This is a genomic window from Chenggangzhangella methanolivorans (assembly GCF_042648545.1).
GTDB classification, from domain to species: Bacteria; Pseudomonadota; Alphaproteobacteria; order Rhizobiales; family Methylopilaceae; genus Methylopila; species Methylopila methanolivorans.
In genome coordinates this window covers 558,356-570,806 of the sequence record NZ_JBHRXS010000004.1, presented here as the reverse complement: position 1 = coordinate 570,806, position 12,451 = coordinate 558,356, and the positions used below count along the sequence as shown (strand labels likewise).

Below are 12,451 nucleotides of genomic sequence, written 5' to 3'. Positions count from 1 at the left end.
CGTTTGAAACTTGAGCACTGAGGTGAATGGTTAGCTCGCGCTGATTCCGTAGTTCTGGCACATGGCGCCGAGACCGCCGGCGTAGCCCTGGCCCACGGCTCGGAATTTCCATTCCGCTCCGTTGCGGTAGAGCTCGCCGAACACCATCGCGGTCTCGGTCGAAGCGTCCTCGGCGAGGTCGTAGCGTGCGACCTCGTTCTGGGTCGCGGCATCGACGATGCGGATGAACGCCTTGCCGACCTGGCCGAAGTTCTGGCGACGGGTCGTGGCATCGTGGATCGTGACCGCGAAGACGATCTTGTCGACCGACGGCGGAACGTTCGCCAGCTCGACGAGCACCTTCTCGTCGTCGCCCTCGCCTTCGCCGGTGCGGTTGTCGCCCTGATGGACAACCGATCCGGAGACGTGCTTGAGATTGTTGTAAAAGACGAAATCGGCATCGGAGCCTACCTTGCCATTCGTGGCGAGGAGGAACGCCGAGGCGTCGAGGTCGAACGCGGCTCCGTCAGTCGAACGCGGATCCCAGCCAAGGCCAACGAGGGCCCGGGTCATGTTTGGGGCTTCCTTCGAGAGCGAAACGTTGCCGCCCTTTGAGAGGCTTACGGGCATCTTTGACTTAGTCCCTGTTGAAGTTGCAATCGTCGAATTTTGGTCGACCTTCGCGCCGGTCGGCGTGGCGTTTCCGCTCTAGACGGCGAGGTCAAACCGCGCCGGATCGAGGCCGACTTCCTTGACGATCCGGAATGCCACGGCCTTCTCGCTGGCGTCGAAGTTGCCGTCGGCATTGGCGATGATCATAGAGACCCGCACCACGAGGCTGGCGGCCTCCGGCTTGTCCTTTACGCGGCCAATGAGCTTAAGGCACTCCATCTCGCCAACCGCTTTGTCGAAGTCGTACTTGCCCGAGAGGTTCTGGAAGATCGCGATAACCTCGTCGGTCTTGAACACCTTGAGCTCGTCGGAGGCCTGCAGCACGCCGACCATCTTTGCCTTCTCTTCGGACGAAATCGTGCCGTCGGCGAAGCCCATCATGGTGGAGGCGGCGACGATGGCGTCGAGCGTTTCCTTGTTCTTGAAGCGACCGACTTCCTCGGCGAGCTTGGAGCGACCCTGGGCCAGCGTGTTCTTGATCCAGTCGAGCGGCATCGCGGTCTTCTTTCCTATTCAGGGTCTTGATCGCTTCAATCTTTGGAGCCGGCGCTCCAGCGCAGCCCCCAGCGATAGGCTCGATCCATCTCGTCGACGGCTGCGAAGTAGGTGTCGAGACGACTGATCCGCATGGCGTCGCCGACGTTCTCGATCATCGCGACGGCGCAGCAGGTCTTCCCGCTGCGCCCTTCGACGAGACGGACCTCGATCTCGGGCTGGCCCGGCATGAAGACCGTGACCACGCCATCCGTCGAAGCCCAGTTCGGCACGCCCTCGTAAATCGAGGCGAAGACCAGGATCTTGTCGATCTGGCTCCACTGGCGGCCGTTGACGCGAATCCATTCGCCGTCTGTCGACGCGCCGGTGCGGTCGTCCGACGCCAACTGAATAAAGGGTTCGCCCTCATACGACCCGAAGGCGTTCCCAAGCGCTTGGACGACGCCCATATAGCCATCCTTAAGCTTGAACAAGCAGCCGAGATCGAGGTCGATCCCACCGCGGGCAGATCGCGCTCCACCGCCGAACAGACCGCCAAAGCCGCCCGAACGCTGCGGAGGGGAACCTCCCCGGTTCCAGTTCAGATTCACCTTGATCTCGCCAAAGCTCCCAGAGGGCTTGGAAAGGTTGATTCCCGGCTTCTCCTTGGTCAGCGAGATCTTCGACAGGCTGATTTTCGGAGGAGCTGGCGGAGGCGGAGCCGCTGGCGGCGGGGCCGGAGGAGGAGTCGCACTCGGGGCCGGCGCGGCCGGAGCCGCGACATCGACGCCGAAGCTCTTGGCGAGCGGTTCGAGGCCGCCGAAAAAGCCTTGACCTACGGCGCGGAACTTCCAGGCGCCGTTGCGCCGGTAGAGCTCGCCGACGATCAAAGCCTGCTCCTTCATGCCCGAGGTCGGAACGTCGAAGCCGATGATCTCCGCTCCGTCGGCGACCGCGATGCGAACGAAGGGCATGCCCGCAAAGGCAACGCCGGCGGGAAGAGTCGCGGTGATCGCGATCTTCTCGATGTCAGCGGCAAGCGCGGGCAGGTCAAAGGCGATCCGGGTCTCCAGCGCGTCGCCCGAGGCTTGCGCGAAAGGCCCGGCGGAGACGCCGCGAGTCGAGGGCTGGTTGAAGAACACCATGTCGGCGTCGCCGCCGACCTTGCCGTTGGCGCGCAGCACAAACGCGGACACGTCAAGATCGGAAGCCGCCGAGCCGCGCGCCGACCACGTCACGCTGACGCGAGGCGTCGACGTGATCAGAGACGCGTTGCCCCCAGGAGTGAGGTTCGCCATGGCCGGGTTCACCCAATCCTGATCAGAGCGCCGCCATAGCGGGGCTGACGAGGTCCTGGACGGTGCGGCCTGGAGCCGGTTGGCCGACCGCCTTCATCGTCCACTCGCCCGAACGGCGGGACACGACGGCCATAACGACGCCTGTGTGAGAACCCTTCTCACGGAGCTCGTAGCGGGCAAGCTCCTTACCGGTCGCCTCGTCCACGAGACGAGCGACGGCGTTGTCGACCTCATTGAAATTTTGTCCGGCGAAGGAATTCACCACGAACACGAGGTCCGTCACCTGCGCCGGGAGCTTGGCCAGATCGACCCTTATTGTCTCGTCGTCGCCGTCACCGTCGCCGGTCCGGTTGTCGCCAGAGTGGACGATCGATCCGTCTTTAGACTTCAGTTGTCGGAACCAGATGGCGTCAAGCGGCTGACGGTTCGAATCAAAGGTTATTACCGAAGCGTCGAGGTCGATGTCTTGCGAGCCGCCACCGAAACCGAAGAAACCTTTCTTTTTTACCGCGTCCCAGCCGAGACCCATCATGACTCGTGCGAGGCCAGATGATTCCTTGGACAGATTGATGGTCTGCCCTTTTGACAAAGAAATCATTCTTGAAGTTTCCCCATATGGCTGAACGGCCTAGAGGCGTATCCGCCTGCCGCTCAATTTATGCTTGCATCGACACCCTAACGGCCTACCATCGTGTGTCAAGTCGTTGTGCTGCTTTTCAACATTAGCGCAGGCAGAAGAAATTGCATGAAAAACAACGAGTTAACCATGCAGCTTCAGGTCGTGATCGCGTTTGTCGATGGGCTCGTTCCATTGGAGTATCGTGAGCGCGAAGTGGTCCTCAACGCCTTTCGCAACGCAACCAAAAGAATGAAGTGTTACCTCGTGAATTATCGCTTCGGCGAGCGCTGGATGGAGCTAATTCTTGATCACTCACCAGGCTTCGATATCTCCAAATTGATGCGGTGCTTCAAGGCCGTATCCTCCCGCAATATCCATACGCTCCGAGGCAACGCGTCAGGGATCTGGGCACCCGGCTACGTCGTACGCACGATCGGCGAGCCAGTTGAGCCCGAAGCAGTCTTTCAATCGCTTCTGACTGTAGGTTCCGATTTGTGACGGCCTTATGGATCGCGCAGTCCCACGCCAGCCAGCGTGACGTCGTCTCTTTGATCCGGGGAAGCGAAGACTGGGCTGTTGTCTTGGCCTCGCACGCAAAGCCGCGCGAAGATATTCTAGCCGTTGCCGATGCTTCCTTCGCCGAACCTAACGACACCGATCTCGGCCCAATCCCCGGCTGTGGCTATGGCGAGTGGGTCGAGCAGGTCGCCAAACATCGCGACGTCGCCGCGGTATTGTGCACCCGACATCGCGAAGCCCTTTCCGATCTGCGCGGGCGATTCGCCTCGTTTGGCGTTCGTCTCGCGACCGGCGCTTCAACCAGCGAAAACGCCTTCGCTGTTGAGAACAAAGACGTGTTCGCCAAGCGTATTGAAGGCATCGCGCCCCTTCCGCGCACCAAGCGCGTAGACGGCGCCGAAGAGTTCGTTGCGGCGCTGAAGGAGTTCGACGACGTCGAGCGTCTTTGCGTGAAACCCGTTAATGGCATCTTCGGACGCGGCTTCCTGCAGATCGACCCGAAGGCCGGGCTGCTCGACGCGCTGACCGCACTCCACGGCCGTAGCGTCTCTTCAGAGGTGCTCGCCCACGCGCTCGCAAGCGCAAAGAACCCCGAGCCGATGCTGCTGATGGAATATTTGCCGGGCGAGGAATACTCGATCGACATGGTCTGCGACGACGGCCGCGTCATCGCGGCCGTCTCGCGTCACAAGACGGCGCACTACCAGATCATCGAGACCCGAGGTCCCCAGGTCGAAATCGCGCGCGCCGTCGCCGCCGAGATGCGGCTCGACGGCATCGTCAATGTCCAGACGCGCGGCGGAGCCGACGGCCGCCAGAACATTCTCGAAGCCAACGCGCGGATTGCGGGCGGCGTCGCATACTCGGCGCCTGCCGGCGTCAACCTCCCAGCGATCTGGGCACGCCACGCCACCGGCCGCTCCGTGATAGTGAAGCACCTCGCAGAACCGGTTGCTGTGCGCATCAACGCTTCGGCCTTTGCTCTGCCTGAAACCTCGGCGCTCCTCAGCTCCGCCACGACGGAGACCGCCGCGTGACCAAGCTTCAGCCCGGGCAGAACGCTCCAATCGCTCGCGTAGGCGAGAGCGTGAGGCTGGCTTTCTCCGCTCCGCGTATAAGTGTCGGATATGGCATCGCGCTCGTGCCCCTTAACGCCAGCGACGTCGGCATGCCTGGCGCCTTCCAAAGCTATGGAGGTGAGAGCGCCTGGGTGCGCGACGAAGGCGCAACCGTCACGATCGACTTCGCCCAGGTGCCAGCCTCGACTAACAAGCTGTTAGTATGCCTTTATTCCATCCGGTCCGCCCGATCGCTCCGCGACGTGCCGGAAATCCGGCTCACCGCCGGCGAGCACGAGATTGCCCTGCGCGGGGCGGACTTTCCCCACGCCTATGCCTGCGCGATCCTCGCCGAGCTCTACCGGCGCGATAACGCCTGGAAGATTCGAGCGCGCAGTGACGGCCTGATCGACGGAATAGATGCGCTCGGCCGTCGTTACGGCGTCACGCTTTCTGACGACGGCCCCAACGCGCCTCGCGAGTTCGGCTTCGATCAAAGCGATCGAAGACAGCAGGAACAACCGCGTCAGGATTACGGTTCCCCGAACGGCCGGCCGCAATGGACAGGTTCGGGATTTTCCGTCGCGCGCCGCCTCATCGTCACCAACGCTCACGTCGTCGACGAGGCCCGCGTCATCACGGTATCGGGCTATGACGGCACATCCAGAGCAAAGCCAGTAATCGTCGACCGAAACAACGACGTCGCGCTAATCCGCACAGAACAGGATCTCGACGGCCCTCCGCTGCCGTTCCGCTTCAGGGGCGGTCCAGGCCTTGGCGAGACGGTTGCGGTTCTCGGTTACCCGCTTGCCGGCCTGCTGAGTTCGGGGCCCCAGGTCACTACCGGCGGCATCTCGAGCCTGCTCGGTCCCCAAGAGGATGCGCGCCAGTTGCAGCTCTCGGCGGCGATCCAGCCTGGTTCTAGCGGCGGACCGCTGCTCGACATGCGCGGACGGGTCATCGGCGTCGTCGTGGCGACGTTGACCAACGCCCAGAATGTCAATTTCGCGGTACGCGCATCGCTCGCGGAAGCCTTGATCGAAGCCGCAGGCGAAGACTGCACGCGGCTCGACGACCCGACGCCCGGCACGCCGGCGCTCGACCTGCAAAGTCTCGTCAAAACCGTCCGCAAATCGGTCTGGCGCTTAGAGATACATCAATGACCCCATTTCTCGCGATTGGGCGCGTGCTTCTGCTCCTCCTGATCGCCGGAGGCGTGCTCACGGCCGTCCGCTACGCGGTGCTGTTCCTGAAGACGCCGGGCAAGCGACGCGAGATCGCGGCCGAGCGCGGCGTCGACCCGTTCTCCCCGAGCGTGGAGCCTGCCCTGGCGAGCTGGCGCGGTCATCTCGGAAAAAAGCTTTGGCTCAACCTGGTCGGACTTCCGCTCGGTTTGTTCCTCCTCTTGCTCTTTGTCGGCGAGTACATGTGACCATGACCAAGACCCGTATGTTCCTGATCGTCTTCGCCGCGGTCGTCTTCCTTCCCTTCATCCTGATGGCAAGCTTCTACTTTCCGTCCAAGGACGTGCTGCGCATCACCGGCACAGAGGTCGTCCGCGTCGACGCCGACGGCAAGCGCATCCAGGGCGACGGTCGCGGTCGCGAGACCCGCGACGTGTTCTACATCTACGCCGAGGACATCGAGTCCAAGAAGCCCCATGTCTTCGAGAACGAAGACACCAGCTGGGGCTTTCCATTCTACTTCAAGTTCAACTCCACAGACGTCCAGGCGACGGCGAACTCGATCGCCGGCGAGCGTGGCACCGCGATCATCTCGTCCTATGGCTGGCGCATCCCGCTGGTGTCGTGGTTTCCGAACGCGACCAGCGTGACCCGCGCGGCCGCCGACGCCTCGCCGTTCCCCTGGTTCAACACGGTGTTCCTGCTCATCTTGGCGGGCGTGCTCGTCGCCCTGTGGCGCGCCACGCGCCGATTCCGCAAGCCCACGGTCTGAGGTCCAGTCACCCCCATGGCCCTCCGCGCGCTCAGGGACCGCGACGGTCTCCACGCCGATCTCCTGACCGGGAGCATTGATGTGGAGGTCGACCGCGCGGCCGTTCCCCCGATCGACCTTTTCGGCTTCGCCCAGCGCCGCAATCCAAAGCGCGGTTTCCTGTTTGTCTCCCGGGTGCTTGGCCGGCACATTCCCGTCGCGCCCTCAGCCATGCAGTCGAGCTACGACGCGCTCGCCCGCCAGTGCGTGATGACTGGAAACAAGCCAATCCTCGTGATCGGCATGGCCGAGACCGCGGTCGGCCTCGGCGCAGGCGTCCATCGTGAACTGGTCCGCCGCAATCCTGACCGGACAGTCGTCTATCTTACGACCACCCGCCATCGCCTCGACGCGCCGCTACTGGCGACTTTCGAGGAAGAGCACAGTCACGCAACCACGCACCTGATCCACGAGCCCGCCGATCCTGAGATCATGGCGGCCGTGCGCGAGGCGCGCTCGCTCGTTCTCGTCGACGACGAGATGTCGACGGGCAAGACCTTCATCAATCTCGTGGCAGCGCTCCGGACCTCCGGCATCACGGCCGAAGACGTCTCGCTCGTCACGCTTACCGACTGGTCCGACGGCAAGGCGGTCGCGGCGATCGGCCGGGGCTGCCGTTCGGTCTCGCTGCTGTCGGGACGCTATAGCTGGACGCCCGACGCCAAGGCGCCGGCGATCGAGATGCCCCATGTCGACGTCACCGGAGCAGGCGCGGCGCGCATCGACCCGGCTAAGGACTGGGGCCGGCTCGGCGTCCTCTCCCACCGTGACGTCCCGTCGGAGTTCGCCCGTTGCCGCCCCGGCGAACGGATCCTCGTCCTTGGGACCGGCGAACACGTCTGGCGGCCGTTCCTGCTCGCCGAAGCGCTGGAAAAGAACGGCGCCCATGTGCGCTATTCCTCGGTCACCCGCTCGCCGATCGCGGTCGGCCACGCCATCGGCTCGGCGCTCGCCTTCTCGGACAATTACGGCCTGGGCATCGCCAATTTCGCCTACAACGTCGACCCCGCGCTCTACGACCGGATCATCCTGTGCGTCGAGACGACGGCCGACACCATCGACCCCACCCTCATCGAAGCCATCAGCCCCGAGATCGTCTCGGACATCGACGGAGTCTCGCCGTGATTCGCCCCGTCTGCCTCGTCGATCTCGACGACACCCTGTTCTCGACGGCGGCCAAGCATCCCGAGAGCGAGCAGCCGTTCCTCAAGCAGGTCACCACCGCCAGGAACGGCCGCCACTCGATGATGAACCGCCCGCAGGCCGCGCTCGTCGACTGGCTTGTCGCGACGACCGACCTCATCCCGGTCACCGCGCGCGGCTCCGAAGCTTTCAAGTCAGTAGACCTGCCATTCACAGCCGGGGCGATCTTGTCAAACGGAGCGCTGATCCTGCTACCGGACGGCTCGACCGACCCACTCTGGCGAGAACAGATCGCAGAAGATCTCGAGCCAGAACAGCAACGATTGGGCCTGGTCCTCCAAGACGCCAACAGGTTTGCGGAAGAGCTTGGAATTTCGATCCGAAGCTGGATTGTGAGGGAAGGCCACGTTGGAACCTACGCGGTCGTCAAGCAGAACGATGATGAAAAAGGCTCCAAGCTGTCGCTGCTGGCGACACTACCCAATACTCCCACGAATTGGACCGTCCATCTCAATGGAAACAATCTCGCATTCATTCCTTCTGCGATTTCGAAGCAACGAGCGGTGTCACATATCCTGGCAAAGATAAGGCAGTGCAATCCAGAGCGTCCGATTATCGGGCTTGGAGACAGTCTGACTGACATTCCCTTCCTGTCACAATGCGACTGGTGGGGAGCACCAAACCGCAGTCAAATCACTTCCAGGCTTTTAGCCTGCTGAGCTGGAGGCTCCGATGGCAACGCTCGCTCAAAGCGTCGAAATCACCCATTTCTCCGGCAGTTATGCTGCTGAGGACGTCGAGCTCCTGCTGCAGCCGACGAACGTCGCGCCGACTGATGTCGCGACCAAGGAGAAGCTGATCCAGACAGGCAAGCGTCACTACTCCGAGATGATCTCAGAGGAGAGGGCTCCAGATCCGGCTTACGTCGGTGTGTACGAGAAGGCGCTCGACGCCGGTTCCAAGCGCATGGCCAACGACCTTGCGCGCCTCGCCCAAGCTCTCTCCCGCGAGATCGCCGGAGATATCACGCTCGTCAGCCTCGTGCGCGCCGGCCTGCCGGTCGGCGTGGTCCTGAAGCGCGCGCTCAAGGCGCTCGGCCGTGATGTCGCCCACTACGGCGTCTCGATCATCCGCGACCGCGGCATCGACGAGCAGGCGATGCGTCACATCACAGCGCGCCGCGATCCCGCCGGCGTCGTCTTCGTCGACGGTTGGACCGGCAAGGGTGCGATCATCGGCGAACTCGAGAAGAGCCTCGCCGGCTCTGACGTCCTGCCGCGCCTGGTCGTGGTTGCCGACCCTTGCGGCCGCGCCTGGCTTTCGGCCTCCGGCGACGACTGGCTGATCCCGTCGGGCATCCTCGGGGCGACCGTCTCCGGCCTCGTCAGCCGCTCGATCCTCAACGACGAGATCATCGCTTCGGGCGGCTTTCACGGCTGCCTCGACCTCGTCAGCCTTTCCCGCCACGACGTCAGCCGCGCCTTCGTCGACCAGATCTGGGCACAGATGGGCTTACGCCTGCTGCACGCCGAAGCGGCCGTCTGGACCGACGCTGACCGGGCCCGCCATTCCGCAGTCGCTCAAGCGACAGTCGGACGGATCGTGGCAGACTACAGCGTAAGCAACCTCAACCGCGTCAAGCCGGGCATCGCCGAAGCGACCCGCGCTGTGTTGCGACGCATGCCCGAACGGGTCTTCATCTCAGACCCTTTCGATCCCGACCTCGCGGCCTTGGTTTACCTGGCGACCGACCGCGGCGTTCGACTCGAGACGCTGCATGGCGGGATCGCGCCCTATCGCGCCGTCACCCTGATCGGAAAGGCCTCATGATGCTGAAGCCTCGGCCGTCGCCATTCGCCCTGGGCGCCACGCTCTACATGCCGGCGACGCATATCTCGATTCTCGACATCGTGCGTGGCCAGAAGCACCCTGGCCTGAAGTCGGTCGTCCTCTGCCTCGAGGACTCGCTGCTGTCGAGCCATGTCGAAGTCGGGCTCGCCAATCTCCGCCAGATCACGCTGGCGTTAAAGGTCGATCCGGATCGCGATGGCCATCCGCTTATCTTCGTTCGACCGCGCTCGATCGACATGGCGCGAAAGATCGCGCAATGGAATGATTCCGTCGTCTTCGATGGTTTCGTCGCCCCTAAGGCCTGCCCTGGAGGCATGACGAGCTGGTACGACGCTGTCGCCGGCACGGATTTGCTGCTGATGCCCACCCTCGAAACCAAGGAATTTTTTGATCCTTTCGGTATCCGCGACTTTCGCGACGAGGTGATTGGCCTTGGTCGCGATCGGGTGCTGGCGATGCGGATCGGCGGCAACGACCTTCTGGCCAGTCTAGGTCTCCGCAGGATCGCAGGAATGACGCTGTACGATGGTCCACTGGCCTCGGTCGTCGGCAACCTCACGGCGCAGCTTGGTTCCGCAGGCTTCTCACTTACCGCGCCGGTTTTCGAAATACTGGATGACGCGCATACACTTTCGGCAGAACTCGCACGGGACGTCGCCCACGGACTAGTAGGCAAGACCGCGATACATCCTTGCCAACTCAGGCCGATCAATGCGGCGTTTCAGGTCAGCGCGGCCGATTTCGAAGCCGCCCTCCGTATCCTGGAACCCGTGGCCGCGGCGGTTTTCAAGCTGAATGGCGCAATGTGCGAACCCACAACACACCGAGCTTGGGCTGAGAAGATCGTAGCAAGGGCAGAAGTTCAAGGTATAGCAAATTCGCGCCAGAGTTACTTAGAGTCAGAAATCTCCGTAATGCCAGAGCCTGTCATTTATGGCGGTCAACTTGCGATTGCGCGTTAGTTGAGAATCATCCGACGCCATTGCAACAGTAAATCCAAAATAGGTTTATTGGCGCAGCCTCGCGAACGTAGTCTTGGGGCGTACCGGTCAATTCGACTGCGTCCGTGGTGGTTTGTTAATCCACCGGCTCGATCAAGCTGCCGTGGATCCAGCCGATCTTCAATCCATCCCGACCGATCTGCGCCCACTCGCCCGATCTGACAAGAATGTCGAACGTGTCCCCGGGATTGACCTTTCCGACGACGCCAGAGCGTTGGTCGGCGCTGTAGCGGACGTTCGCCGCCTTTCGCGCTGCGACCCTCTTGGTCCTGCTCTCCACAGGACCAGGCGGAGCCGATGGAGCCAATGTCCGATCGGTAGGCCCCGTCGCCGCAGCCGGAGCCGAGCGGCCTGCAACGACATCGGCGTTTGCATCTGGCGAAAGCGGCGAGGGCTGAGGGGAGTCCGGTCGGACCGGCGCGGGTTCAATCGAGATCCCTGCGGGCGCTGCCGAAACCGTATCGTGAACCGGCGGCTGCGGGGGGCCTGCGGCCTGTCCCAGCGCCCACACAATCGCCAACAGCGCGCCAGCCACGACGAGTGCGGAGGCGCCCCACGCACCGCCCACGGCCGGAAGGGTGGGTAGCATCGCCAAAAGCTCGTCTTCTGTCGGCATCTCGGGGGTAGCGACAGGTAGGCCCGTGGGCTGGGTGGGCATCGCTGCAAGAGCACGCTGCAACTCGCCCCAGGCGCTTACAAACGGGAGAACCTTATTTGCTTCGGAAACCTGATATGCCTCCATAAGGCCTGATGAGGCATGGAATTTCAGTGTTCCGTAGCGACACACCGGGAGCTGCCTATTGGCGCTGTAACGACGGTTTGGGCTTCCATCTCGATTGGCCCTCTCCCAAACCTGCTCCGAAATAGTCGCACGCTCGGGCACGTCCCCGAGCTCGATGACGCTCAAGTCCATACCTTCGACAGTGACCTGCCGCAGGTCGATAAGCGCAAAGTCGGCTCCAACCTTCTCCCTGACGATCATGACGCCTGGATAGATTTCGAGATCGCCGCCGTTGGCGTTCTCAAATCGTAACCCAGCCTGAGTGGTTTTCACCGATCCGTCAAAAAGCAGAGAGACAACCACCTGCGAGCGAGAAAAACTGGTCGACAGGATCCGCCCTGTACGCTCGGCTTCGACAGTGTCCAGCGCCGTGACGTCCCAGACCTGTGACGCGCATCGGATGCCATCGAAGGCGATCTCGAGCTCGCGATAGGCGTCGAGCGTGCGACGGTCGACGCCGAAATCGAGGTTTACCTTCGACTGAAAGATGGCCTCGGCGACCTTCAGCGCCTCCATCTCGGCGTCGAGCAGATCGGCGCGGCGACGCTCGATCTGGGAGCCGAACACCCACTTCAGAGGAGCCTGCTCGCGACGGCGGAGCTTGCGCCAGACGGTCTCGCGAGCCGCGCAAGCAAGCCGAAAATCCTTGGCGAGGTCGGCCTTCTGTGCGCTGGCCTCGATGACCATCTGCTTGACCCCGACCAAATCCGGACAGGTCAGCCTGGCGGTCTCGACGCTGCGCAGGTCGACGAGCGAAGACGATGGCGGCGGGGTATCGATCGGGGCCGGCGGCTCATAGCTCGGCGTATAGGGAGCCGGGACCGGGACAGGAGGAGGCGCGCGACGACGACCCTGCCGCTTGCCGCCCCAAGGCGTGTGGTCCTGGTAGGAAAGGCCGGTGCCCGGAAGGCCGAGCGTGGTAGTGCGGCCGCGCTTGCTGAAGTTGACCGTCGCGCCGGGCACGCCGACGCTTGCGCTCACTCCAGAGCCTGAAAAGTTCAACCGGACGCCCGGGAAAAGCTTGACCGACTTACGAAACCGAAAGCCCAACGTGAGCTCCT

General features: G+C 62.9%; 14 protein-coding genes. 9 read left to right on the top strand and 5 right to left on the bottom strand.

Annotated features, from left to right (window positions below; genetic code table 11):
• Positions 1-30: 30 nt before the first annotated feature.
• The 4 genes from ACFOWB_RS08075 to ACFOWB_RS08060 form a co-directional block, all read right to left on the bottom strand.
• Positions 31-609, bottom strand: a complete 579-nt coding sequence (locus ACFOWB_RS08075) for a TerD family protein (RefSeq protein ID WP_261403812.1) — start codon at positions 607-609, stop codon at positions 31-33.
• 78 nt (positions 610-687) lie between these two features.
• Positions 688-1,146 carry a tellurite resistance TerB family protein gene (locus ACFOWB_RS08070; protein ID WP_261403813.1) on the bottom strand — a complete coding sequence of 153 codons (459 nt, stop codon included), beginning with the start codon at positions 1,144-1,146 and terminating at the stop codon, positions 688-690.
• 35 nt (positions 1,147-1,181) lie between these two features.
• Positions 1,182-2,423: a TerD family protein gene (locus ACFOWB_RS08065; RefSeq protein WP_261403814.1), complete on the bottom strand. Its 1,242-nt coding sequence runs from the start codon at positions 2,421-2,423 to the stop codon at positions 1,182-1,184.
• 22 nt (positions 2,424-2,445) lie between these two features.
• Positions 2,446-3,021 (bottom strand): TerD family protein, encoded by a 576-nt coding sequence (locus ACFOWB_RS08060; protein ID WP_261403815.1) that lies wholly within the window; start codon positions 3,019-3,021, stop codon positions 2,446-2,448.
• 147 nt (positions 3,022-3,168) lie between these two features.
• On the opposite strand from ACFOWB_RS08060, the gene ACFOWB_RS08055 reads away from it, so the two are divergent.
• The 9 genes from ACFOWB_RS08055 to ACFOWB_RS08015 all read left to right on the top strand — a co-directional run bounded on the left by ACFOWB_RS08055 (position 3,169) and on the right by ACFOWB_RS08015 (position 10,570).
• Positions 3,169-3,540 carry a transposase gene (locus ACFOWB_RS08055; RefSeq protein WP_261403816.1) on the top strand — a complete coding sequence of 124 codons (372 nt, stop codon included), beginning with the start codon at positions 3,169-3,171 and terminating at the stop codon, positions 3,538-3,540.
• A complete protein-coding gene (locus ACFOWB_RS08050; RefSeq protein WP_378146670.1) occupies positions 3,537-4,598 on the top strand; it encodes an ATP-grasp domain-containing protein in 1,062 nt (353 codons plus the stop codon). The genes ACFOWB_RS08055 and ACFOWB_RS08050 overlap by 4 nt, the downstream gene beginning before the upstream one ends.
• Entirely contained in the window at positions 4,595-5,782 is a 1,188-nt protein-coding gene (locus tag ACFOWB_RS08045) for a trypsin-like peptidase domain-containing protein (protein WP_261403818.1), read from the top strand. Before ACFOWB_RS08050 ends, ACFOWB_RS08045 begins: the two co-directional genes overlap by 4 nt.
• Positions 5,779-6,051 carry a hypothetical protein gene (locus tag ACFOWB_RS08040; RefSeq protein ID WP_378146668.1) on the top strand — a complete coding sequence of 91 codons (273 nt, stop codon included), beginning with the start codon at positions 5,779-5,781 and terminating at the stop codon, positions 6,049-6,051. Before ACFOWB_RS08045 ends, ACFOWB_RS08040 begins: the two co-directional genes overlap by 4 nt.
• A gap of 2 nt (positions 6,052-6,053) precedes the next feature.
• Positions 6,054-6,575 (top strand): DUF1523 family protein, encoded by a 522-nt coding sequence (locus ACFOWB_RS08035; protein ID WP_261403820.1) that lies wholly within the window; start codon positions 6,054-6,056, stop codon positions 6,573-6,575.
• Between the two features lie 81 nt (positions 6,576-6,656).
• Positions 6,657-7,739, top strand: a complete 1,083-nt coding sequence (locus ACFOWB_RS08030; protein WP_378146665.1) for a phosphoribosyltransferase domain-containing protein — start codon at positions 6,657-6,659, stop codon at positions 7,737-7,739.
• Positions 7,736-8,476 carry a hypothetical protein gene (locus ACFOWB_RS08025; protein WP_261403822.1) on the top strand — a complete coding sequence of 247 codons (741 nt, stop codon included), beginning with the start codon at positions 7,736-7,738 and terminating at the stop codon, positions 8,474-8,476. Before ACFOWB_RS08030 ends, ACFOWB_RS08025 begins: the two co-directional genes overlap by 4 nt.
• A gap of 13 nt (positions 8,477-8,489) precedes the next feature.
• Positions 8,490-9,587, top strand: a complete 1,098-nt coding sequence (locus ACFOWB_RS08020) for a cysteine protease StiP family protein (RefSeq protein ID WP_261403823.1) — start codon at positions 8,490-8,492, stop codon at positions 9,585-9,587.
• Positions 9,584-10,570, top strand: coding sequence for an HpcH/HpaI aldolase/citrate lyase family protein (locus tag ACFOWB_RS08015; RefSeq protein ID WP_261403824.1), 987 nt, complete (start codon positions 9,584-9,586; stop codon positions 10,568-10,570). Before ACFOWB_RS08020 ends, ACFOWB_RS08015 begins: the two co-directional genes overlap by 4 nt.
• 115 nt (positions 10,571-10,685) lie before the next feature.
• Here ACFOWB_RS08015 and ACFOWB_RS08010 read toward each other — a convergent pair whose 3' ends face one another.
• Positions 10,686-12,440 carry a DUF4236 domain-containing protein gene (locus ACFOWB_RS08010; RefSeq protein ID WP_261403825.1) on the bottom strand — a complete coding sequence of 585 codons (1,755 nt, stop codon included), beginning with the start codon at positions 12,438-12,440 and terminating at the stop codon, positions 10,686-10,688.
• Between the last annotated feature and the right edge of the window lie 11 nt (positions 12,441-12,451).